The sequence below is a fragment of the Nostoc sp. UHCC 0302 genome (genome assembly GCF_038096175.1).
GTDB lineage: Bacteria > Cyanobacteriota > Cyanobacteriia > Cyanobacteriales > Nostocaceae > UHCC-0302.
Genome location: NZ_CP151099.1, coordinates 3,358,572 through 3,380,043 on the forward strand (window position 1 = coordinate 3,358,572; position 21,472 = coordinate 3,380,043).

The window sequence follows — 21,472 nt, forward strand, 5'->3', positions numbered from 1 at the left end:
AATTGAGCTACTGTTAGAAAATAAAGGCTCAAAGCTCGACTACATAAAAGTTTCAGAATATTGCTTCGATTATTGTTTTCTGAAAGTAACAAAAGAGGATAATCAAGCCGGAGGAGGGAAACGAGCGACGCTCTTCTCCCTCCTCCCATCCCCTACACAATAATCATTATTAGTAAAAAACTCGAATATAAAAGGTGAAGGATAAACTGAGATACTCATTTTGAAGAATATCATGAGTTAAAATCTCATTTTTTTTTTCAAATGACACTACACCGCAATAGGATATTTTTTAGCTAAAAGTCCCTTAGTTTTGCTTAAGCATGGAATTAGCAACTTGGTATAAAGATTGGATGTTTAATCCATCATTAGGATACTCAACTACAGCAAAATTACAAATTGCCTGGAAGCGATCACCATTGGGAGCTGTAAAAACTTGCTGGCGGAGCTTGGTTAAAATGTCACTGAGGCGATGTTGGACGACAAGCCGTTCTGTTTCAGTAAACCCAGAAACTCCAACCACAAATTCTCCGTTACCCCAATAACCCAATATTTCACCACCGCAAAATGCCGATTGGAATAGACGACTCCATCGTTGCAATACTTGATTACCAGCCTCATGCCCATACTGGATATTAATTTGGCGTAAATTGCTGATATTCAAAATCATTAAGCAAACCGATTGCTGATTTTTCTCAGCTTGAGCAATCAGGTGCTGTAAGTCGCGGCTAGACTGTAACTGATTTGCTAGTCCCGTTAAGGGGTCTTTGGTAGAGAGTGACTGTAGTAGGCGACTGCGTTCTAGGCGATGGGTAATCCTTGCCAGCAGTTCTGCCCCCATAACAGGTTTAACCACATAATCATCTCCCCCAGCAGCAAACACTTGCTGCACCGTTTCCATCTCCCGGTGAGCAGTCAGAAATACAATTGGTAATTCCTGCCATTGAGGATCTGTGCGAACTGCTTGGCAAAGTTCTATACCACTAATTTGGGGCATTTCTACATCCAAAATCAACAAATCTGGTGCAGTAGATTGCAATACCTCCCAGAAACGTCGGGGATCGTCCAATCCGGTTATTCGCATTCCCCAAGGTTCTAACATTGGGCCTAATGCCGCTAAAATCAGTGGGTCATCATCAACTACTAATACATTTACTGTTAAAGAACGGGTAAACTGCAATATTTGAGATGCAGTTTCCCAAACTTGACTTGCTGTGACAGGCTTTGCGAGAAAACCCCGCGCCCCAGACTGAGCCAAAGTCACGCGATCCACTAGCCGATCGGTAACAGCCAGTGCCAGAACAGGTACAGTAGGGGTATGTGTTGCTAAGTCCAACATTAGTGCCAAGCTTTCCTCTCGCTGCCCGATCTCATCTACATTCAGTACCACTAAATCTGGTGATGTGGTTTGCAAGAAGTCTTTTGCACCTTCTAACGTTGTTATTTGTTGCCAGCGCATTTCCGTAGAATATGCCAGTTGTTGCAATTGTGAACCCAGTTGTAAATCAGGGTCAATTAGCAGTAACTTCGGACTTATCTCTTCCCCAATTGAGGTAACAGTTTGATTAACTACCTTCGTATGGTTTAACAAGTTGCCTAACTCTTGGATCAGCGATATTGTCTGGTGTTTTTGGGCTGGTACTAGCTCTCCATCTTTGTCTAAAATCTGTTCGATTTCCCGCGCTATTTGAGTTCCTGCTTCTTGCTCAAACATTCCCAAAACACCAGCTAGCTTGTGCGCTTCTCGTCCTGCCGATTCACGTAATTCTATAGTTAGCGTGCCGCTAGAGAGTTCTGTTGCTGCTTGTTGCAGTACCTCCATTCGCTGTGTCATTAGTCCCTGGTATTGGCTCCACAACCCGCTCATTGCTTGGTTAAATTGCTGTTCAACGGATGGGGAAGTATCGGGTATGGAGGAATTCTGCTCTGGATTTTTTTTAGTTATTTTTTCGCTATTTCTACTACTAGTAGCTTTTTGGGAGTTTAAGCGATATCCCAAACCATAAACGTTTTCAATCCAGTCTACGGCTCCAACTACTTTTAACTTGTGTCGCAACCACTTAATATGGGACTTAACAGTTTCTTCTTGGGGTGGATCGTCAAAAGTCCAGAGATGTTCGATAATATCTCCCCGACTAAAAACCCGCAATGGATTCCGCAGTAATAACTCCAGCAGACTATATTCTTTGGGTGTTAAATCCAGAACTTGATTATCGTATGTTACCTCGCAAATACTTGGATCTAACCGCAATGCGCCAACTTCTAGCACTGGAGGACGGGAAGTATCGGCACGACGTAGCAAAGCCCGTACCCTTGCTTGGAGTTCTCCCAAATTTAAAGGTTTGATGAGATAATCATCTGCTCCAGCATCGAGTCCACGAATGCGATCGCTAGTTTCATCTTTTGCTGTGATCAACAAAATAGGAGTGGAACAGCCACTAGAACGTAAGTGCTGACATAAAGTAATGCCATCGAGTTTCGGCAGTCCAACGTCTGTTAATATCAGGTCGTAGTTCGTACCTTGGGCATATTCCCAGCCAATTTGTCCATCTCGTGCAATTTCAACAGCATAGTGTTGTTGGGTAAGAGACTGCAACAAAACACTCGCTAAAACTTCGTCATCTTCGATCAGCAAGATTCTCATCTAAACCTATCCTACTAATAAAATTTTTTGAATCCAGATATGAATAATAATGGTCATTCATTTTTCCAGACTGATTCGCTTGTAGTAAGAACTTCAGCCCTGATGTTATGCAACTTAAATGCTCATTAGCTTAGTATCAGGGTCAATTTAGCAATAATTTACGTAATCGACCACGGGGCGATCGCAAGGCAATGCGCGGCGCTTGGGGTAAGTGATCAACGCCTACTGGCATCAAAGGTTCGGTCATGTGAGGAATTCAATCGGATTTCAATCACCAGGGGAGTGATCAACGCCTACTGGCATCAAAGGTTCGGTCATCAGCTAGGCTTTTGCAACCCTCCCGAACCCGTATAGTGATCAACGCCTACTGGCATCAAAGGTTCGGTCATAGCGAACGCTGAAACGCACACTATAAAAGCTTCCAAATTCGATATTACAAGCACCTCCCTTGATTAAGCAATAGAATAGCTAATATTTACCGCAAATCGTATTTTTACTAAATGTAAATAAAATTGAAATCCTTGTATGAACAGGCTTCCAAGCCATTAAAGGAAAATGCAAGCACCTATAACACACGTAAAAAGCTTGAAAAGCAAGCTCCATGATGGTTTCATTCTTGTGTGTTTCTACTTCGAGGTTCACACTCAGAGATCCATGTCAAATTATATATGTTCAGTAAATGCTTGGTAAGAAATGGGCTTGTAGGCCCTGACTATCTAATCAGTATTTAAGAGCTTGAAAATCAAGCACAGTAAGAAGTTCCTGATGTTGATTGACTAAAGCTTGTATTGTGCTAGCTGGATGACGATGAAGGCGACGTTTTTGTTGGCGAGGAGCTAAAGCCATTGCTAATCTACGACGTTGAGTTTTATACTCCGTTAAAGGTACTTGCTGAATTTGTGTAAGTAACTGTTTTTCGTTTTCAGCAAAAAAGAGAACTTGATATTGCCCAAAGTCACGCAATTCAACAGTTGATTTACGCCCACTAATGCGCCGCTGATGGCGACGCAAATGGCTGAACATAGCTTCCATTTTCAAGTTATCTGGCGGCAAACCTGGGATATCATAGCAGTGCAATAAGTTAGTCCCGTATTTCTCCCATAAACGTTGTAACTTCTTCTTCAAGGCAAACTGTGCCGGATTTTGCCCTGGGTCTGGTTGAAACTGCTCTAATAATTTTTCCATCTCGCGCCGAACTTGAAAACTTGTTAAGGATGAATTGTAAGCATCTGTAACATCAGTTACATCGTTATTGCAAGTCTTGGAGTATTTGGGGTAGTGCAAACAATCAGCAATTCGTCGCAAGCATTGATGCGCCTCTGACAAATCCAACGCTACGCAAAGATTGTTACTTAAAGCTTGGTCAACCCATACTGATAACACAGACAAGTAATCCGTATTAATTTCTTGGCATGGTAAACTACGTAGTATCGAACCTATTGTTTCTAGTTGCTGGTAGCCGCTTAAGCCACCCCATCGGAAAGGTTTACGACTTGTGCGATTGACACAATCTCGAATAGCAGCACGAATTTGGGCTTCAACGGCCACTAACTCTGCGTCTCGTGACATTATAGGGGATTGCTGAAAAAGGGGGGTACTATCTGGCTGCTGTTCCTGGATTGGGTCTTGGGGTCTTTCAGAGTACTCAGGAACCTTTGGTAGTCCATCTAAATCTGCTTTTAATTGTTGCCGTAGCTTTGCATCTACTGGCAGCACAGTTTCACTTAAATTGCTCAGAAAGTGGGCCGCGACTTCGTTGATGTGGTGCATCTGGCCAAGTTGAATTTATTGCCGCGATGATTGATTTTTCCCCATCTGACAGAGTTGCCAGTACTTTGTATGGCAATTGTTGATATGGTTGCAGCCACTCAATTAACTGTTGTGCTTGTGCCTGTGGTAATTGAATTCCACTTACTGGCGTGCCACTTAATACTTCATATAACACGTATAACAAACTCCCATGTCCAACTGGAAAGCAAGGCATCAATTGCCCAAATTAAACCACCATGTTCAACTGCTGTGGCAGCTAATTTCTCTGGCGTATGTGCCATCGTTCCACCCAACAGTGCCAAAAATTGACGATATAATTTACCGACATTACTCTCGTTAATTTCAATACCGCGCTGGTTTAATTCTCGTTTAATTTCTACTAACTGTTGATGCTCATGTTCATCTACGCAACCAATAAATGCCAGCACGTCTAGCCCGTAGGTACTGTAAGGCAGGCTGTACTTTAGCACGCCAGTAGCGTAGTAATGTTTACCAAAATGTGTGCAACTTAGATTGATACATTCTTTACTCTTGCCTGCCACAAATACTGCACCATCTATTGTTTGAATGGTTTTTCGCATATGCCTTGGTCTGCGTAGCGCTAATTCTGCCCCACAGTGAACACATTCGATGAGCGAACATTCTAAAATTATTCGTTTGGCATTACTGAATTTTCGTTCTGGACGATGGCGAGGCAACTTTACTATCACTAATTTTTTACTGCTGCTAGGTACTTTCCTCAGCTTACCTGCTTTGTATACCAATTAGATAGCTAGGGCTTGTAGGTGATACTTGAGCAAGAGCTTTAGTCAACCTTGTGCAAATCCGCAGAAATCGCATGAAAAAAGCGCAAACTGTAGATTGACCGTTTGGCTACAGCAGATGCTCTCCTGAAACTCAACTGGCTGTAACCCTTAGTTCAAAGTCGCCACAGCAGTAGTCATGCATTGTTAACTTTGGTATGTTGTGTGATTATTAGTCCTTTTCCCCCTAGCCTCACGAAAGTTAGTCATGGTAAAGTAAATTTCCTTTACTTGCAATACTTCAAGGTGATTTATGAATAAAGGTGAACTAGTGGATGCTGTAGCAGCAAAAGCCAACGTCACAAAAAAGCAAGCTGATGAAATCATCAGTGCTTTTTTAGAAGTAGTGACTGAGGCTGTAGCAAATGGGGAGAAGGTAACGCTAGTTGGGTTTGGGTCATTCGAGCGGCGTGAACGTGCCGAGCGCGAGGGGCGTAATCCTAAAACGAATGAACCAATGACTATACCAGCTACTAGAGTTCCTGCGTTTTCTGCTGGGAAGCAGTTCAAAGAAAAAGTAGCACCATAGATGCATTGCAAGTGGTTAAGAAATGTAATTATTGCAAAGACGTAGCGATTGCCCAGGCGCGTTGGTGCAGCCATCGCTGTTCTCAAGGTAGCGTGGGGCAACAGCAGGGGGGACGTGAATGTGTAATTGCAGATGTAAAAAAAGCGGTTACGCTTCACTGGCAAGAGAATGCAATTATCCCTGGCTCAAAGCCGCAGCCAATTACCTCCTCCATTGAGCTTCCCAAGGTTAATTATCAAGCCAGGAACTAATTGAGCCGCTCTGATATTGCTTAGAAAGCCAAAGTAATTGCTGTAAAAACTCTATCCATTCATGGGTAAAGTGTTCACCACTTCTGTATTCTGACTCCTTTCTTAAGGTTTTCTTTGGTACTTGCAACGTCAGTTCCTTCTTGGTAAAGAAAGCCTAATGTATAGAGGTACAAGCCTTGGTAGACTAGTTTTGATTGGAGGAAAATTAAGTAGCAGAATCACTGCTGTTGATTAAAAAGACAGGTAAGTTTGAAAAGATGCAATTAGAAGAAATTTTATCGGAATTAGAAAACAATACCGGGAAGTTTCCTCGTTTAGCTTTAGAAAGAGCGATTGAGGAACGCTCAGCTATTACTCCTGTATTATTAACAACTTTAGAAAAATTAAGTAATAATCTGGAGGAGCTATTAGAGAAAGAAGAATATATTTTACACGTATATGCTTTATATTTACTAGCGCAATTTAGAGAAGCATTAGCATATCCTGTGATTATCAAGTTTTTCTCAGTTGGGGATATCTCGCTAGATGTAACAGGGGATATAGTGACTGAGGATTTATGTAGAATCCTTGCTAGTGTTAGTAACGGAAATATTGAACCAATTAAAGAGTTAATAGAAAATCAAAAAGCTAATGAGTACGTAAGAGATGCGGCTATAGAATCTTTATTGGTTCTAGTAGCTCAAGAAGTTATTTCTAGAGAAGAAGTGATTCAATATTATGAAGAATTATTTTCAAAAGCAATTGAAGATGAAACTGGATATATTTGGACTAATTTAGTAAGTTATAGTGCCAAGCTCTGTGCAGTGGAACTGAGAGAACATATTGATAAAGCTTTTGAAAAAGATTTAGTTGATGAATTTTTTATTAATCAGGAGGATGTCAACGAGTATTTTGAACAGGGAAGGGAAGCAGCTTTCAATCAATTGCGTGATAATCTACATTATTCTTTCATTGAAGATGTCATATCAGAAATGGAGAATTGGGTATGTTTTTATCAAGAAAAACCTCAAGATTTGGATTACAGATTGATTGCCCCAGAAGACTTTATTCTTCCAAAGCCTAAAAAATCTAAAGCTCAAGTGAAGAAAAAAAGAAAAATGCAGTCCCAATCTCGTCGAAAAAATCGTTCTAAGAAAAAATGAGTATTCAATGACTCCGCCTTTTCTAGTAACAACTTTAGTAAAAATCCAGGGTTAGCGCGTCTCAAACCCTATTGACAAAAGGACTTACCTGATAAGCAATCAGGTGGGAAACAAAGTGGCACCATCCGAGGTAGGGTAAGATTTAATTCATCAAGATGCTAGCTCAAAGTAATGTCAACGGGATTTGAGAACAAGAAGAGTAAAACTAAAACATCTTTTGCAGCCAGCGTAGATAGCTTTGATATTACCAGTAGGTTTCAGGAATACTTCACAAAAGTGAAAGACCCCAGAGTGGAAAGGACGAGATATCATTTACTCACTGATATCATTACCATAGCGATTTTGGGAGTAATAGCAGGAGCGCAAGGTTGGGAAGATATCGAGGAGTATGGACTTAATAAACAAGAGTGGTTAGAGACGTTTCTAGAACTACCATTCGGAATACCCAGTCCAGATACGTTTAGAAGAGTATTCGAGAAAATCAATCCCAAAGAATTTGAGCAATGTTTTCGGCAGTGGGTGCAATCATTGGTTGAGAAGTTGGGTGTAGAAGTAGTAGCTATAGATGGCAAAACTCACAGGGGGTCATATGACAGAGCATCTCAGCTAAAAGCCCTACACACTGTCAGTGCATGGTAAGCGTGAACACCGTTTGGTCTTGGGACAAATAAAGGTCAGTGAGAAATCCAATGAAATCACCGCGATTCCCGCACTGTTAGAAATGCTAGATATATCTGGCTGTATCATCACCATTGATGCAATGGGTACCCAAAAATTGATTGCCCAAAAAATCATAGCAGCAAATGCTGATTACGTTTTGAGCCTCAAAGATAATCATCCGACACTGCACCAACAACTGAAGAATTGGTTTGAAACTAACCTGGCACAGGGATTTAAAAGTGTTGATGTGAATATTAGTCAACGCATAGAAAAAGGGCATCACCGAATCGAAAATCGTCAAGTTTACACTGTGCCAGTCACAGAAGTTCCTGTATTACATGAACAAGATTTGTGGGTAGGACTGAAAACAGTCGTGATGGTAGTACGTTCAATTCAGCATTGGAATCAGACTACCAATGAGGTGCAATTTTACATCACTAGTCTTGTTAGTGATGCTAACAAGATTGGTAGTGCAATTCGACAACATTGGGGGATTGAAAACTCTGTTCATTGGACATTAGATGTCACATTCGGTGAAGATGAGTGCCGAGTTCATTCTCTACACAGCCCACAAAATTTTGCTTTACTACGTCGAATTGCACTCAATGCCTTAGAACGAGAAACATCTTTTCATCGCAGTATTCGCCAAAAATCACGGCGAGCCGCGATGAACGATCAGTATATGATTTCTGTGTTGGCCGCTGCTGTCTCAAACTCTGATTCCGTACTATTATCCGCCTGTCAATAGGGTTTGAGACGCGCTAACCCTGGTATACATTAGCAAATGATGGGTCACAGGAGGAAGCCCTGATAAAACTCAGGGCTTTTGAAATTGAACACTAGTGTTTAGTTAAAAATATACAACTCACATTCCGCACCCTTAACTGTCACAATCGGTTATTACGGAAGTAAATTTAGTAAGAAAGAGTAAAAAATTGGCGTTGCAGAATAGAAATATGAATTAGGGCGATCGCTATGCAATGTCCAAGGTGTGCATCAACTCACATTCGTAAGAATGGTCAACAAAGAGGTAAACTCTCATTACATCTGTGTTCAATGCAAACGTCAGTTTATTGAGTTTTATGATCAGAAAGGATATACAGAGGATATTAAGCGTGAGTGCTTAGAGATGTACGTTAACGGTTTGGGATTTCGAGCTATAGAAAGAGTTAAAAAAGTACATCATACTACTGTGATAAATTGGGTGAAAGAAGTTGGGATGGCTTTAACAGATACGCCTGATAGAAGTGAAATACCAGAAGTTGCAGAAGTTGATGAACTAGAAACTTTCATCGGTAAAAAAAAACAAAATATGGCTGTGGACAGCCGTAAATCATAGTACTGCGGGAATTATATCTTGGGTTTTAGGCGATAGGAGTTCAGAAACTTTTAAAATATTGTGGCAGATTATAAGATGTTGGCAGTCTTATTTTTATGTTACTGATGGATATACTGTTTATCCTGTTTTTATCAGTAATGAAGACCATATTGTTAGTAAGACTTATATGACGAGAGTAGAGGGAGAAAACAGTCGTCTAAGACATTATCTGGCTCGCTTACATCGTAAAACATGAGTGTTACTCCAAATCAGAAAAAATGCTGAGGTATTCTATTCGATTAGTAATACATTATCTTCAGTACGGTGATGATGCGCTGCGGGCGCATAGCGCCCGCAAGCTTGAGGTGATCGCATAATTCATATTTTGATTCAGCAACGCCAAAAAATTACTTTTATCTAGAAAAAGTACATTTGAGATAGAAAAATTTGTAAGGATTCAGGTAACAGAGTATTGACAAAGGGGACAGTTGAGGTGGAGTATCACAAATATGAACCAAAACCTGCCTCAAGAAGTAGAGAGAGAAAGTTTGGGCCAGTTATCGAAAGAAGAACTGGTAAACATGATCATTGAGCAGAGCAAGGTAATACGTGAATTACAGCAAGAAATAGAGCGTTTAAAAGTCAGTAGAGAAATAGAGCAGTTCTAATTCGTCCAAACCGCCATCAGGGGACATCCACAAGAAGAGTGAAAACAAAAAAGCACCCCCACAAGAGGAATCAAATCAGCCGAAGAAGAAACCGGGTGGGCAACCAGGACATCAAGGCAAAACCCGTAAGGGATTTGGCAGAGTAGCTCGTTATGAAATTTTACGCCCTGGCAACTGTGTCTGTTGTGGTCACAAAGCATTTGCTCCTCTTGCATTAAAAGTAGAAAAACAGTCAGTAGCGCAATTAGTGGAACATCCCATAGAAATAGAATGTCACGCTTGAAAACGTGAAATCTCGCGCTTGGCAGGGTGTTGGGGGTAGGGTGTTGGGTGTGGTGTTTAAGACAATTAAACTTTAGTTGCGTCAAGGAGTTCAACATTTTCTTGATTTCCCAAACCTGCAACCCCACACCCCACACCCAAAAGCCCTTGGTCAGTCAAGGGAGTTAAAGAGTGGCTGTGGGTAGTTGCCAATTCTGAATTCTGCCTATTTACTGCGGCTGATACTCGTTCACGATCCGAGTTAGAAACAATTTTAGGCACTAAATATACAGGCGTACTCAGCAGCGATGATTTTAGCGTTTACAACGGCTATCAAGCTGTTGCTCAACAGAAATGTTTAGCACATCTACGCCGTCACTTCAAGAAATTAATTCAACTTCCAGGTCTTCACAACCAAGTTATTGGTAAAGCATTCGTTAATTTAATTGATGAAGCTTTTAGAAATTACGCTCTTCGGGTTTGAAACTCTTAATTCCAGCCTTTACAACGATTGGGTCAATGAATTCAAATTCAAGTTGCAATCCTCTATTGATCAATGGATTAACTTAGCCGGAGCAAAAGCCGGGCAGCTTTTACGTTCTTTGCGCGATAAAGCTCATCAATGGTGGTATTTCTTAGATAACCCTGAAGTGCCTCCTGATAACAATCAGGCTGAACGAGAGTCCTTCGGACACGCTTCGCGAACGCTGCGTTTAGCTGTCACCAAACGTAAAGTTAGTGGTGGTTCCCGTTCGATGGAGCGGTTTCAACATACTGCTAATTTGCTGACAGTGGTGCAGACTTCTCGCCGTCAAGGTAGGTCTGTCATTGATTTTTTTACACAAGCTCTAATTGCTGATTCTAGTAATTCTCTATCTCGCCCTTCTTTACTTCCTCAATATTAGACCTGAATCCTTACACCCCATCTAGCTAAAAACGTGAAATAACTGTTTGTTATACTGTCATAGTACTTTTTTATTGTATCAGTGATTGTTACGAAAACTGTTGTTAACTAGCGAAGATAAGCTGTCATGAAATGTGAGTTCAACAGTTCAACAGTTCAGTTTAAAAACTGAGCATAACTATAGATGTTTATCTAAGAAGCAATGCGATTTTACATCTCGGATTTTGATGATTCTCAATCCTTATGTAGGATAGAAAACCAGCGCCCGTAATTCAATACTTTCTCTAGTTGGGGCATCTGCTAGGCTTGTAGGGTCATCAAACCCAGTATGAGCAGCAAATCTTGCCCGTCCGTCGTCTGCGGAGTCAAAGCACTTAAACAATAATGCCTCCGAGGGTTGCATTTGGGGAAAGTAGAACCATTGATGTGTTGGGTTATAGGTTATTAGGTAGGTTTCACCAACGTAATCGCGGTACACTATGTCACTAGCTACTAGGTCTGTTGGTGCGATACTAAGAGCGTTGCACACTGCTAATGGTGACTCAAAAACTGGGGCGATCGCTCGCCAAATGTTAATCAAAGCAAACCTTTGCTGTAACAATTGCTCAATGTTATCTACCCCCCGTGCTTTCAACTCTTTGCGTGCGCGAGTATAGCCAGATTTGGCCGTAAAGTCGTTATGTACAAGCTTGATCGGCTCACTGATCCCGCTTTCACCAGATGAAGAGCGTTGAGCGTTGCGGAGATTGTGATCGAATATCACTACCCCAGTTGCACCTGTTACCTCTTTCAAAAGTTGCTCGGCTTCAGGATAATAGATACGAAGGATCTGATCTTCGTCATAAAAATTGCAGACATTGCTATGAGCTACAACAAGTCTAAAGCCTTCTCGATCTAGGGATATGTCTTGTGAAACCGCCCGGATGTTATGGACTGGCATCAAGTGTGTCTCGAACTTCCGGTTGGATGGTGGAATCCCTGGTGGTCGTTCATAGGTATAGATGACAGGTTTTTCTGCCATTGGCGTCAAGTAAGTAAGGAATACCTCAACGTGCGGCTCTTCAAGTAAAAAACTACTGTCTAGGCTCATAAAACATCCTTTTTTAATATATTTAAATACTTAAATTTGAGTAATTATAAGCTGTGTGTCCGGTTTGAGTGAGCGGAGTGGTCGTATTTTAACAGTGAATTCTGCTGTTTTGAATAATTGGAATCCCTCATTAATTGGTTAGTGCTAAACTACTTTACGCCTTGATAGCGAGTGAGTTCATTGGTCATACACTTAAAGACACATATCTTGCTTGTATTAGCAAGTCTGGGAGATACTCATGTGGCCTAAGACAGAACTGATAGATTTGCTCAAGATTAGACACCCAATAATTCAGGCTCCAATGGCCGGGGCTTGCACACCCGAGTTGGTTGCGGCAGTTTCTAATGCAGGAGGTCTTGGTTCCTACGGCGGTGCAGCCACCCCACCAGCCAAACTTCGCTCCTTGATCAGGCAAATCCGAGAACTGACAGACCAACCCTTTGCAGTTAATTTGTTTGCACCAGCAGTTGAAGCGTATGAACTTGCCCCTGGGCAGCATTCCCCCATGTCCGAGCTATTAATGATGTGGCATAACGAGCTTGACGCAGGGCCTGTTCCCGAACCAATCCCGATAGTAGGGCCATTCCTAGAACAATTTACTGTCCTGCTTGAGGAAAAAATACCTGTATTTAGTTTCCACTTTGGGCCTGCACCAATTGAGGCAATTCGTGAGATACACGCCATAGGGTCAATTGTGTTAGCTAGCGCGACGACAACTGGTGAAGCAAAAGCTTTGGTCGAAGCAGGAGTCGATGTGATCATAGCCCAGGGCTTTGAAGCCGGAGGTCATCGCGGTACTTTTGCTGTGCCTTATGAAAATGGATTGATTGGAACAGCAGCCTTAGTGCCGCAAGTAGCTAATACGGTATCGGTTCCAGTCGTTGCAGCGGGCGGAATTATGGATGCACGTGGAATCGTTGCAGCATTTGCACTTGGGGCAAGCGGGGTACAAATGGGAACCGCCTTTCTTGCCTGTCCTGAGAACAATATCCCGGAAGTCTATAGGCAGGCGGTACTTAATTGTAAAGATGAAGACACGGTTATTACTGAGGCATTTTCCGGCAGACCCGCCAGAGCAATACGAAATCGATTTATACGTGAAATGGAGAATCACACGGACAAAGTACTGCCATTCCCGGCTCAGATGTCTATAGGGCGGGTTTTACGTCAAACTTCTGCTCAAAAATCAAATCCAGATTTTGTCAGTATGTGGGCAGGACAGGGAGCAGCGTTAGCCGAAGCTCTGCCGGCAGGCGAGCTGATCCAAAAGATGATACAAGAATTCCTTGCCGTGACTGCTTCTTTACAAGTTAAATCATAAGTTAACAGTTGAAACCAAAATTTATCTCTGAAAAGCCTCTTGCAGCAGACTGTCAATTACCTTTGTCAGTCTGCTCAACTGAATTGATTTGATTACACATAATTAAAAAAGGTGAAATTAGCAATTTCTAGTCTTTCTACCTCTGCAACGAGGCACTAGCAGAGGTAGAAATTTGCTCTTGAATGTTTTCTACACGTCTAGGAACTTGCACCAGATTCAGCCAAAGCGTCCGCCGTAAGCCATCGCTTGCGCCATCACTCGAACGCACCTATAGACCAACACGGGATTTAATGAACCGGATTACTGTCCAAGTGGCAGTGTTCGCTCTCCCTGCTGGTGGTTGCGCGATCGCACTTTTGACAATAATGTTATTGAAAAACAAAGCCGCCTGTTGATAGAGGATTAAATTATCCGTTTCGGTTTTGCTCATAAGTTATGGATATAGGCTCAATACCCTATACACTGCATCTCACATAAAGTTTTACAATTGTTTTGAGAAATTTTTTGTGGTTAGAGGATTTAATTAAATGGTTATTACTCCAACCAGGATTGGGTTAGTACTTATAATAATTGGTTTGATTGCCTGGGTTGTAGGCGGTTTAAAGGTTAGCAATTTCAAAAACAAATTGTCAACAGCAAAAGGGCTTTTTATATTTATCTTTTCTTTATTACATATTTTGGTCGGTCTGATTCTTATTTTCATGGACTTAATTTTCTAAAATTGTGTACTGGATGCCGCCCTCGATTGCGATTGTCATCTTGGCAGGTGCTTTTTATGGCAAAGCGTCCAAGCGACATTCAACTGGGTATGCTCTGCGTTTTCCTCGAATATTACGCATCCGAGATGATAAGCCGCCTGAAGAAATTGATACTCTGCAAACAGTGCAACGTTTATCTCAAATAGGCAAGTTGCCTGAACCTACCAGCCAAGTACAAGTAACTAATGCCCATACAGATGGAGTGACATCAACTTCTTTAGAAGCGGCACAGGATGCATTCAAAGCTTTTATTGCAGTTGTCAAACCAGATCAGCAACTAGTAATACTACATGACTCAGATGCAGATGGGATTACTGCTGGTATAGTTTTACAATTAGCTTTACAACGTGCTGGATTTAAAAAAGTAGAGCGAGTTTTACCCCCAGCGCGATCGTGATGCCTGGACAGATGCCAATAGACATCTCCGAAAACAATCAAAACCTTTGCCAATTTACGAGGGTGAGATGATGATACTTTAAGCATTAACTCCCATTTCTTTGAGGGTTGGCAAAAACAATCAGTCCTAAAAATTCCTTTAAGGTTTCACACAAGGGTTTTTTAACGTATTGAGGGCAGGATAAGGGTTTCAGATTCTAAATCACATTTTCATCGAACTGCTTATATATGCTTAGTTTTGCCGTTTTTGCCAAAATTTATCTAGGCTCTTATTTTGGCAAAGGTATTGATCAAAATTAGTCAGCATCCATTTATGAGGATTAAAACAATAGCTGTCTGCTAGTTATAATCCTTGGTGAATCCAGCGATACTCAGGACATATACCTGCTGTACCGCTCATTGCACCATCAACATGGAGCCAAATATTATGTGCTTGAGCGATCGCACCTATTTGTGTCAATGGATCTATGGCATGAGATGAAGTTGTTCCCACAGTAGCGGCAATATAAAAAGGGATTTTGAGGAAAAGACAAACTAAATTATCAAACGCCAAAACCTTTACTTGCCCACTCACTGTTCATTGATTAAAAGTTGAAATTCTTACTTGGTATAGTTTATAGCTTTTCAAGCGTGCCATTCCAATCTGACACATGTTTTTCAAAACCATACTGTCTAGCTTGGTTAGTATATTTTTATACTTTGTTATCTATTTCAAGAGAAATTCATCTACATGAAGACAGATTTTAAATAACTAAAAAGCAGATATGTTATGAAGAACTGCTTGTATAAAGCAACTATACTGTCAATAGCAAATTAGGATGAGGTTTGCTGAGTTTGTAGCGAACTGAAGCAGGATATTAATACAAGTGATACTTATGCCAACTTCTTCATGTTCACTTCTTAAACCTTATATTGCTGCTGATGTGAGAGTGAATTTAGATGAACAAGACATCCTAAATTGTCCTATTTCTACTTCTAGTGCAGCCATCAAAGCGAATAGTTATTACTTTGGCCATTCTGAATGGGCAAAAAACTACTTTGAAAGCTGTCATCGGGATCAAGTTTTCAAGTCTTGCTGGCAGGCGGCTACGGGGAGTTGGGATCATAAAATTGTTGTAGACATTGGTTGTGGCCCGGGCAATTTGTATGCAACGCTTGGGGGAAAACCACAATTGTTAATTGGTGTAGATATTAGCTATGGGTCATTAAAAATGGCTCAACGTCTTGGCTATACACCAGTGCTTGCAGATGCTCACAATTTACCATTTATTGATGAGTTTGCAGATATTGTTGCAGTTAATGCTACACTTCACCATTGCGAATACATGGATCAAGTGTTGGCACAAGCAGCACGTTTAGTCCGTCCAGGCGGTATTCTAATCACAGATCACGACCCTCAATTAACTGCTTGGAACTTCCAAGGATTCGGTTTGTGGTTATGGAATTTACGTTTATGGCTGTATCGCCTAATCAAACGAGGAGGTCATACCTCAGCAGCAGAGCAAACTTGGGCTTTAGCCAGTGAGGTTCATCACCGACCTGGACATGGAGTAACGCCAGAGCTTTACTACAAAATTCTGGAGCCGCTTGGCTTTAGTGTTAATGTTTATCCGCATAACCATACAGTTGGCGCACAAGTGTTCCAAGGCCGTTACGGTAAATCTGACAAGAAGTATCGCTTAGCTCAATTATGCTCTGGTATCAATCCTAATTCACCACAAGCCGCCTTATCGCTGATGTGTGTAGCCTCACGCCATACCTGTAGAAGCTAGCATCTGCTTTTACTTATCCACAAGTTTTGATATGCAACTGTTAGATTGGACTTGCTCAAACTTTCGTTGGTATCGTCGTCTGCGGCGTGGGCAGTGGTGGCAAGTAGAAATTCCCTTATTTGATGGTTCCCAAATTGCTTGGGTGCGTAATAGACCTGAGTACGAGTGGTACATTTTACAAACGGAGAAATACGGCGTTGCTGAATGAAGAGATAATTTTATCAAAACAGAATTCAGGAGTTAGCTCGACTTTATCCATTTTTTTGACAACGCGATCGCTATCGCTGAAACCACTGTGGGACGGTCTTTTTACTTTTTTGACTTCATCGATGAACTGTGACATATAAAAAGTATTTGCCAAAAAGCCAGGGTTTTTGCCGGATAATAAAACCGAGTTTTTAATTTTGGATAAAGTCGAGGTTAGAGGATGTCTGAAAAGTAAAATTTATGCCAATCTCTGAAGTAAAGTACGTAAGCTAGTTGAATAAAGGCTTCTTTAGTTTCTGGTAAATACTCATAATCCTTGCTCAATCGTCGATACCGTCCTAACCAACCGAGAGTTCGCTCTACCATCCATCGTCAAGTAATAACCTGAAAACTGCAAGCAATAGGAGCTGGCTCTACCCTAGTAGTTCACCAACCCAAAATTGCTGTGTAGGTCGAGCTTTCTGGAGCAGGGGAAGAATTGGGGTCGGGGGAAGATGGGGAGGCTGGCGTTGCAAAATCAATGATAATAGCAGTATCTCCTCCAATTCTCCCCCTGCCTCCCTTGCTGACCACAACGCAAAGTAGTCTTGGCAGACTACTAGGAGTAGTTACGGCGACGAGAGCCAGCATTGCAGATTCCACCTGAGTACCTCGATACTGTTGTCCGCTGTGTTGCTGTAGGAGCATCAGGTGTTCTAAAATTTTTTCCTTACTGTTGGACTCCAGGCACCGCTGTTGAAGAGATATGGTTATCGCTGTGATTGGCTTCGCCAATGCCAAAGGCAATCGCAGAGCTAATCCCCGGTCGTTTCCATTAATTCGCCTCCACAAAGTTATTTGAATAGGAGTGCGTTCGTCCTTAAAGAATTATGGAACGCACTCAAGTACCCAACACCCACCAAGTTGATAAACATAATCTGTCCACTAATCCATTTAGCAGCAGGTGAGCAGAAATAAAAAACTACGGTCGCAATATCAGTTTATTGTCGTGCCATAATAGTACGCACTTCGGCTTCTCTGTCCTGAATCAAATCTCCACTAACATCCACTATCACACTATAAATCTTGGCCGTACACTTGAAGGGCGGTTCATAATCGGGTGTTATAGGCGCGCCAGGGGCTATGCCACAGGTTACGCCACTGGTCAGACCTAGTGCTAAGGGAGTCGTCACCGGGACATCGGCTTGCCCAACCAATTTCTCATCGATATACAGTTGGGCGCGACCCGGTGTTCCTTTCCCCTTGGCTAAATCTGCTTGACCGGTCACTTTAAACTCAAAGCGCAACTGGTGACGACCTTCCGGGACTGATGAGACAGACTCGACATGATAGAGCGATCGCGCTACATAATTATGAACCCAGTGCAGTTTACCATCTTTGAGATAAAAGGAGTAGCCACTATCATTACCCCCATGAGCAAGTAATACTCCTTGTGCGCCACCTCTGGGAATCTCGACATCAGCCGTAATACTGTGGGGACGATTTAAGACTCTGACAGCACTATTTGCTGGAATTGCCTGAGTATCAGGATAATAAGTATAGCGGCTACGATTGAGAGCAATCTGAGGACGTTCTTCGGCAAATCGTTGTACACCCCTTCCATCCACAGGCAAAACATTGTATTTTCCCGCTTCTACATACCAAGTGGCAATCATCTCAATCAGCTTAGGGCGGTTGTCAGCAGCAATGTCGTAATTTTCGGCAAAATCTGATGCGACGTGATACAGTTCCCAGTGATAGGTATCTAGGTCTGTCAAAGTTTGGGCTGAGATTGGTGTACCAAAAAACTGACCTGCTTCTGTAAATGAAGCACCAGGCCAAGGACAAACTGCCCGCCAGCCATCATGATAAAGAGAGCGATGTCCCATCATCTCGAAATACTGGGTAAGGTGCTTAGTGGGTGCGTCAGCATTATTAAAAGTATGGGCGAAGCTGACACCTTCTAGGGGAGATTGGGTGACACCCTTGATTGTTGTTGGTGGTTCAATTTCTAGTAGCTCAAGTACTGTTGGCACTAGGTCAATGGCATGGGCATACTGAGTAAGAATTGTACCTTTTGCCTCAATGCCTTGAGTCCAATGGACTATCAAGGGGTCACTGATTCCACCCCGATAGGTTTCCCGTTTCCAGCGACGGAAAGGCGTATTACCTGCCCAAGCCCAGCCCCAAGCATAATGGTTGAAGGTTTCTGGGCTGCCTAGCTTGTCCAGTGCCTTGAGATTTTCCTCTAGGGATTCTGGCACATTGTTAAAAAACAAGTTTTCATTAACTGAACCAGTAGCTCCACCTTCCGAACTTGCCCCGTTGTCCGAGATGACAATAATTATAGTATTGTCGAACTCGTCGATCGCTTTGAGGAAGTCGAGTAAGCGACCAATGTGGTGGTCAGTATGGGTTAAAAAGCCTGCAAATACTTCCATCATCCGGGCATAGAGCCGCTTTTCTGCTGCTGAGAGAGTATCCCAGTGGGGAACGTCGGGATCATGGCGGGAGAGTTTGGCATCGGCAGGGACGATCCCTATTTGCTGCTGACGGGCAAAAACTTCCTCCCTGTATGCCTCCCAACCACGATCGAACTTGCCTGCGTAGGCATCAGCCCATTCTTTCGGTACATGATGAGGGGCGTGCATCGCACCAGGACAGAAATACATGAAAAAGGGTTTATTTGGGGCAATCTGCTTGGCATCAGCGATAAAGCTAATTGCCTTGTCTACTAAGTCTTCTGTCAAATGGTAGCCTTCTGCGGGGGTCTTTTCTGGCTTGACGGTGTGGTTATCATAAACCAATTCTGGATAATACTGGTGGGTTTCTCCTCCTAGAAAACCATAAAAACGTTCAAAACCGCGACCGAGAGGCCAGCGATCGTAGGGGCCGGCGGCAGATATCTGGTCTGAGGGGGTTAAATGCCATTTTCCGATCGCATAAGTGTTATAACCCTTCTGTAGTAACATCTCCGAGAGAAACCCATTCTCAAAGGGGATATTCCCATTACTACCTGGATAACCGGTAGACCCTTCTGTAATGCAAGACATAGCGTTGGAATGGTGATTGCGCCCAGTTAGAAGGCAAGAGCGGGTGGGTGAACACAACGCCGTCGTGTGTAGATTGTTGTAGCGCAAGCCATTGGCAGCTAGTGCGTCTAGGTTGGGTGTTTTGATGGAACTTCCGTAGCTCCCAAATTGGCCAAAGCCCGTATCATCGAAGACGATAAATAGTACGTTTGGTGTGCCTTCTTTGGCTCGTAAAGGTTCTGGCCAAGCAGGACTGGAACGATCAACAGTCCGTTCTATTACACCAGGGAAAGCATTTCCAGGTTTGTATTCACGCAGCGACATATACCTAAACTCCTAATGAATATGCAATACTTAAAAATTCCCAGACTTAATTACTACACCGATAAAACTAACTAAGCCAATTACTAGCAAAGCCACCCCAACAATTTCTGCACTATGAGAGGTTTTGTAAGTATAGCGATCGCTTTGAATTTGTTGGAGTAGCTGATGATGTTCTCTTAATCCTAAAACCATGCCCAACATTCCTGTGCCAATAAAAGACAGCCCAACAATAACCGAAAATCTCACTGGGTTAAGATTATGACTCTGGTGAGTATTTTCAATGGTTCTCACGATGGTGGGGATACCAAAGCCAAACCCAATTAACGACAGACACGTGCGTATCCAAGCCATTAAGGTGCGATCTGCTGCTGCCCGACTGCGGTATTTGGCCATTTCGGTACGATCTACCGCTAAATCATTGGTAGAATGACTCATAATGGGTTAGTTTTGGCAAATCTGCGTTTATTCCAGATTGAGTAGGGAACACCTATAAAAGCTCCCAAAATTAGGTAAGCTACCAGTGTCGGAATCACCTGCTGCTGTACATGATTCAAAATAGCGATAAACAAAGCTAAACCAAAATTACGAGCAATACAGAAAATTGCCAAGGTAGCTCGCATATCATCATCGAGTCTGCCTAAGGTGTGTCCAATCCCTAGAGAAGCAATCACCATAATTGCGATCGCTACGAGTGGTAATTGCCAAACTCTGGAAAACAGTGGCAGCCCTAAGATGCACACTAAAACAACCATCACTAAAAAGAGATTATCAGCAATAAAAGTCAAGGGCTGGGCAATCTTTTGGGCAAATTTAGGGGCGAACTTTTGCATTAAAATACCGAGACTGACAGGCAATAACTGCACTATCATCACTTGCCGGGCAACTTCTAAAATTGTCACCTTTTGTGAAATATTCTCAAATAAGGTAGCAAAAATTTCCAAGGTGAGGGGAGTAAAAAAAACTGCAAGTATTGCCAGAGTTAGCTGAAGACTCGCTGAATATTGGAAGCCGCCTCCAGCCTTTTGCGATCGCTTCGTAGTCAGAGGCGCACCTGGAGAAGCTGCCAACAAGGTCAATCCTATCATTACTTCCGGTGGTAAGTTCAACAGTTTCAACAGTAGAATAACCACCAGAGGCACTAGCACAACAACGGCTAGAAGCGCACGGAATACTAAGGCAGGTTTTCGCCAGAAGGAGAGCATCTTTTCAAAGGAGACGTTGCTCCCTATGGCTAACATTAGAGAAAAAATAGTGACTTTAACGAGAATCAGTAATAAGGGATGGTGCATGGTTTTCAAATGACTGATCCTGGATGGGGAAAAATCACTAAAATATTCCGAAATTGCGCTAAAGCGGGACAACAATCAGCCAGCAAACTAACAGATTCTACCAATTAAATTTATTCCTAATGCATGTTCATATTCTGTTAGTTCCTCTAATGTATGGGCAGGTAAATAATGAATATTTGTGTATTTCATCTGATGACTGCTGAAGAATTCTTGAAGTTACTCAATAGACATAGAAATTTATCTATCAAACTGTACTCATAGCTGATTTATAAACAGAAATAAATCACTCTGCATCCTCCTAAAGAAATTGAAGAAGTTGGAACTATTGTGCTAAAACGGGAAAACTGTACGCTAAGG

Annotated in this window: 20 protein-coding genes, 5 pseudogenes and 1 CRISPR repeat array; of the genes and pseudogenes, 12 read left to right on the forward strand and 13 right to left on the reverse strand. The window is 42.2% G+C overall.

Annotated features, from left to right (window positions below; genetic code table 11):
- Positions 1-304: 304 nt before the first annotated feature.
- From WKK05_RS14520 to WKK05_RS14535, 4 genes are all read right to left on the reverse strand, one after another.
- Positions 305-2,641 (reverse strand): response regulator, encoded by a 2,337-nt coding sequence (locus WKK05_RS14520; protein ID WP_341530346.1) that lies wholly within the window; start codon positions 2,639-2,641, stop codon positions 305-307.
- A gap of 210 nt (positions 2,642-2,851) precedes the next feature.
- Positions 2,852-3,030: direct repeats of the CRISPR family, unit length 37 nt; unit sequence AGTGATCAACGCCTACTGGCATCAAAGGTTCGGTCAT.
- Between the two features lie 331 nt (positions 3,031-3,361).
- Positions 3,362-4,357, reverse strand: coding sequence for a hypothetical protein (locus tag WKK05_RS14525; RefSeq protein WP_341530347.1), 996 nt, complete (start codon positions 4,355-4,357; stop codon positions 3,362-3,364).
- A gap of 4 nt (positions 4,358-4,361) precedes the next feature.
- Positions 4,362-4,586 carry a hypothetical protein gene (locus WKK05_RS14530; protein ID WP_341530348.1) on the reverse strand — a complete coding sequence of 75 codons (225 nt, stop codon included), beginning with the start codon at positions 4,584-4,586 and terminating at the stop codon, positions 4,362-4,364.
- The gene (locus tag WKK05_RS14535; RefSeq protein WP_341530349.1) at positions 4,576-4,992 is read right to left on the reverse strand and encodes a hypothetical protein; all 417 of its coding nucleotides are present in this window, start codon (positions 4,990-4,992) and stop codon (positions 4,576-4,578) included. Before WKK05_RS14535 ends, WKK05_RS14530 begins: the two co-directional genes overlap by 11 nt.
- A gap of 49 nt (positions 4,993-5,041) precedes the next feature.
- On the opposite strand from WKK05_RS14535, the gene WKK05_RS14540 reads away from it, so the two are divergent.
- The 8 genes and pseudogenes from WKK05_RS14540 to WKK05_RS14575 form a co-directional block, all read left to right on the forward strand.
- Complete coding sequence (locus tag WKK05_RS14540; protein WP_341530350.1) at positions 5,042-5,179, forward strand: hypothetical protein; 138 nt, start codon at positions 5,042-5,044, stop codon at positions 5,177-5,179.
- A gap of 288 nt (positions 5,180-5,467) precedes the next feature.
- The gene (locus WKK05_RS14545; RefSeq protein WP_341530351.1) at positions 5,468-5,743 is read left to right on the forward strand and encodes an HU family DNA-binding protein; all 276 of its coding nucleotides are present in this window, start codon (positions 5,468-5,470) and stop codon (positions 5,741-5,743) included.
- A gap of 11 nt (positions 5,744-5,754) precedes the next feature.
- Complete coding sequence (locus WKK05_RS14550) at positions 5,755-5,994, forward strand: hypothetical protein (RefSeq protein WP_341530352.1); 240 nt, start codon at positions 5,755-5,757, stop codon at positions 5,992-5,994.
- Positions 5,995-6,251: 257 nt separating this feature from the next.
- Positions 6,252-7,136, forward strand: coding sequence for a DUF1186 domain-containing protein (locus tag WKK05_RS14555; protein WP_341530353.1), 885 nt, complete (start codon positions 6,252-6,254; stop codon positions 7,134-7,136).
- Between the two features lie 171 nt (positions 7,137-7,307).
- Positions 7,308-8,544 (forward strand): annotated as a pseudogene (locus WKK05_RS14560) (ISAs1 family transposase).
- 227 nt (positions 8,545-8,771) lie between these two features.
- A pseudogene (locus WKK05_RS14565) lies at positions 8,772-9,491 on the forward strand (IS1 family transposase).
- Positions 9,492-9,623: 132 nt separating this feature from the next.
- A pseudogene (locus WKK05_RS14570) lies at positions 9,624-10,114 on the forward strand (DUF6444 domain-containing protein); the annotation flags it as partial.
- A gap of 89 nt (positions 10,115-10,203) precedes the next feature.
- Positions 10,204-10,948: pseudogene (locus WKK05_RS14575) on the forward strand (transposase); the annotation flags it as partial.
- Between the two features lie 240 nt (positions 10,949-11,188).
- On the opposite strand, the gene WKK05_RS14580 reads toward WKK05_RS14575, so the two are convergent.
- Positions 11,189-12,037: a CmcJ/NvfI family oxidoreductase gene (locus WKK05_RS14580; protein ID WP_341530354.1), complete on the reverse strand. Its 849-nt coding sequence runs from the start codon at positions 12,035-12,037 to the stop codon at positions 11,189-11,191.
- 238 nt (positions 12,038-12,275) lie between these two features.
- On the opposite strand from WKK05_RS14580, the gene WKK05_RS14585 reads away from it, so the two are divergent.
- Complete coding sequence (locus WKK05_RS14585) at positions 12,276-13,358, forward strand: nitronate monooxygenase family protein (RefSeq protein WP_341530355.1); 1,083 nt, start codon at positions 12,276-12,278, stop codon at positions 13,356-13,358.
- A 136-nt stretch (positions 13,359-13,494) separates the two neighbouring features.
- On the opposite strand, the gene WKK05_RS14590 is transcribed toward WKK05_RS14585, so the two are convergent.
- Positions 13,495-13,626: a hypothetical protein gene (locus WKK05_RS14590; protein ID WP_341530356.1), complete on the reverse strand. Its 132-nt coding sequence runs from the start codon at positions 13,624-13,626 to the stop codon at positions 13,495-13,497.
- Positions 13,627-13,788: a hypothetical protein gene (locus WKK05_RS14595; RefSeq protein WP_341530357.1), complete on the reverse strand. Its 162-nt coding sequence runs from the start codon at positions 13,786-13,788 to the stop codon at positions 13,627-13,629.
- Between the two features lie 302 nt (positions 13,789-14,090).
- Here WKK05_RS14595 and WKK05_RS14600 point away from each other — a divergent pair, with 302 nt between their 5' ends.
- The gene (locus WKK05_RS14600) at positions 14,091-14,513 is read left to right on the forward strand and encodes a hypothetical protein (protein WP_341530358.1); all 423 of its coding nucleotides are present in this window, start codon (positions 14,091-14,093) and stop codon (positions 14,511-14,513) included.
- A gap of 342 nt (positions 14,514-14,855) precedes the next feature.
- Here the strand turns inward: WKK05_RS14600 and WKK05_RS14605 are convergent, their stop codons facing one another.
- Positions 14,856-15,086, reverse strand: coding sequence for a pyridoxal-dependent decarboxylase (locus tag WKK05_RS14605; protein WP_341530359.1), 231 nt, complete (start codon positions 15,084-15,086; stop codon positions 14,856-14,858).
- A gap of 301 nt (positions 15,087-15,387) precedes the next feature.
- Here WKK05_RS14605 and WKK05_RS14610 point away from each other — a divergent pair, with 301 nt between their 5' ends.
- Positions 15,388-16,284 (forward strand): class I SAM-dependent methyltransferase, encoded by an 897-nt coding sequence (locus tag WKK05_RS14610; protein WP_341530360.1) that lies wholly within the window; start codon positions 15,388-15,390, stop codon positions 16,282-16,284.
- A 31-nt stretch (positions 16,285-16,315) separates the two neighbouring features.
- On the forward strand, positions 16,316-16,492 hold the full coding sequence (locus tag WKK05_RS14615) for a hypothetical protein (protein WP_341530361.1): 177 nt from the start codon (positions 16,316-16,318) through the stop codon (positions 16,490-16,492).
- A 212-nt stretch (positions 16,493-16,704) separates the two neighbouring features.
- Here WKK05_RS14615 and WKK05_RS14620 read toward each other — a convergent pair.
- From WKK05_RS14620 to WKK05_RS14640, 5 genes and pseudogenes are all read right to left on the reverse strand, one after another.
- Positions 16,705-16,881, reverse strand: a pseudogene (locus tag WKK05_RS14620) (transposase); the annotation flags it as partial.
- Positions 16,882-16,917: 36 nt separating this feature from the next.
- Complete coding sequence (locus WKK05_RS14625; RefSeq protein WP_341530362.1) at positions 16,918-17,322, reverse strand: hypothetical protein; 405 nt, start codon at positions 17,320-17,322, stop codon at positions 16,918-16,920.
- A gap of 149 nt (positions 17,323-17,471) precedes the next feature.
- Positions 17,472-19,826: an arylsulfatase gene (locus WKK05_RS14630; protein WP_341530363.1), complete on the reverse strand. Its 2,355-nt coding sequence runs from the start codon at positions 19,824-19,826 to the stop codon at positions 17,472-17,474.
- 30 nt (positions 19,827-19,856) lie between these two features.
- Positions 19,857-20,261 (reverse strand): DUF202 domain-containing protein, encoded by a 405-nt coding sequence (locus tag WKK05_RS14635; protein WP_341530364.1) that lies wholly within the window; start codon positions 20,259-20,261, stop codon positions 19,857-19,859.
- Positions 20,258-21,115: a sodium dependent transporter gene (locus WKK05_RS14640; protein ID WP_341530365.1), complete on the reverse strand. Its 858-nt coding sequence runs from the start codon at positions 21,113-21,115 to the stop codon at positions 20,258-20,260. The genes WKK05_RS14635 and WKK05_RS14640 overlap by 4 nt, the downstream gene beginning before the upstream one ends.
- Between the last annotated feature and the right edge of the window lie 357 nt (positions 21,116-21,472).

Excerpts from the sequence above, each read along its gene's own strand:
- WKK05_RS14520 (WP_341530346.1), bottom strand. The coding sequence starts at position 2,641 with ATGAGAATCTTGCTGATCGAAGATGACGAAGTTTTAGCGAGTGTTTTG.
- WKK05_RS14535 (WP_341530349.1), bottom strand. The coding sequence starts at position 4,992 with ATGCGAAAAACCATTCAAACAATAGATGGTGCAGTATTTGTGGCAGGC.
- WKK05_RS14540 (WP_341530350.1), top strand. The coding sequence starts at position 5,042 with ATGAGCGAACATTCTAAAATTATTCGTTTGGCATTACTGAATTTTCGT.
- WKK05_RS14545 (WP_341530351.1), top strand. The coding sequence starts at position 5,468 with ATGAATAAAGGTGAACTAGTGGATGCTGTAGCAGCAAAAGCCAACGTC.
- WKK05_RS14555 (WP_341530353.1), top strand. The coding sequence starts at position 6,252 with ATGCAATTAGAAGAAATTTTATCGGAATTAGAAAACAATACCGGGAAG.
- WKK05_RS14580 (WP_341530354.1), bottom strand. The coding sequence starts at position 12,037 with ATGAGCCTAGACAGTAGTTTTTTACTTGAAGAGCCGCACGTTGAGGTA.
- WKK05_RS14585 (WP_341530355.1), top strand. The coding sequence starts at position 12,276 with ATGTGGCCTAAGACAGAACTGATAGATTTGCTCAAGATTAGACACCCA.
- WKK05_RS14595 (WP_341530357.1), bottom strand. The coding sequence starts at position 13,788 with ATGAGCAAAACCGAAACGGATAATTTAATCCTCTATCAACAGGCGGCT.
- WKK05_RS14600 (WP_341530358.1), top strand. The coding sequence starts at position 14,091 with ATGCCGCCCTCGATTGCGATTGTCATCTTGGCAGGTGCTTTTTATGGC.
- WKK05_RS14610 (WP_341530360.1), top strand. The coding sequence starts at position 15,388 with ATGCCAACTTCTTCATGTTCACTTCTTAAACCTTATATTGCTGCTGAT.
- WKK05_RS14615 (WP_341530361.1), top strand. The coding sequence starts at position 16,316 with ATGCAACTGTTAGATTGGACTTGCTCAAACTTTCGTTGGTATCGTCGT.
- WKK05_RS14630 (WP_341530363.1), bottom strand. The coding sequence starts at position 19,826 with ATGTCGCTGCGTGAATACAAACCTGGAAATGCTTTCCCTGGTGTAATA.
- WKK05_RS14635 (WP_341530364.1), bottom strand. The coding sequence starts at position 20,261 with ATGAGTCATTCTACCAATGATTTAGCGGTAGATCGTACCGAAATGGCC.
- WKK05_RS14640 (WP_341530365.1), bottom strand. The coding sequence starts at position 21,115 with ATGCACCATCCCTTATTACTGATTCTCGTTAAAGTCACTATTTTTTCT.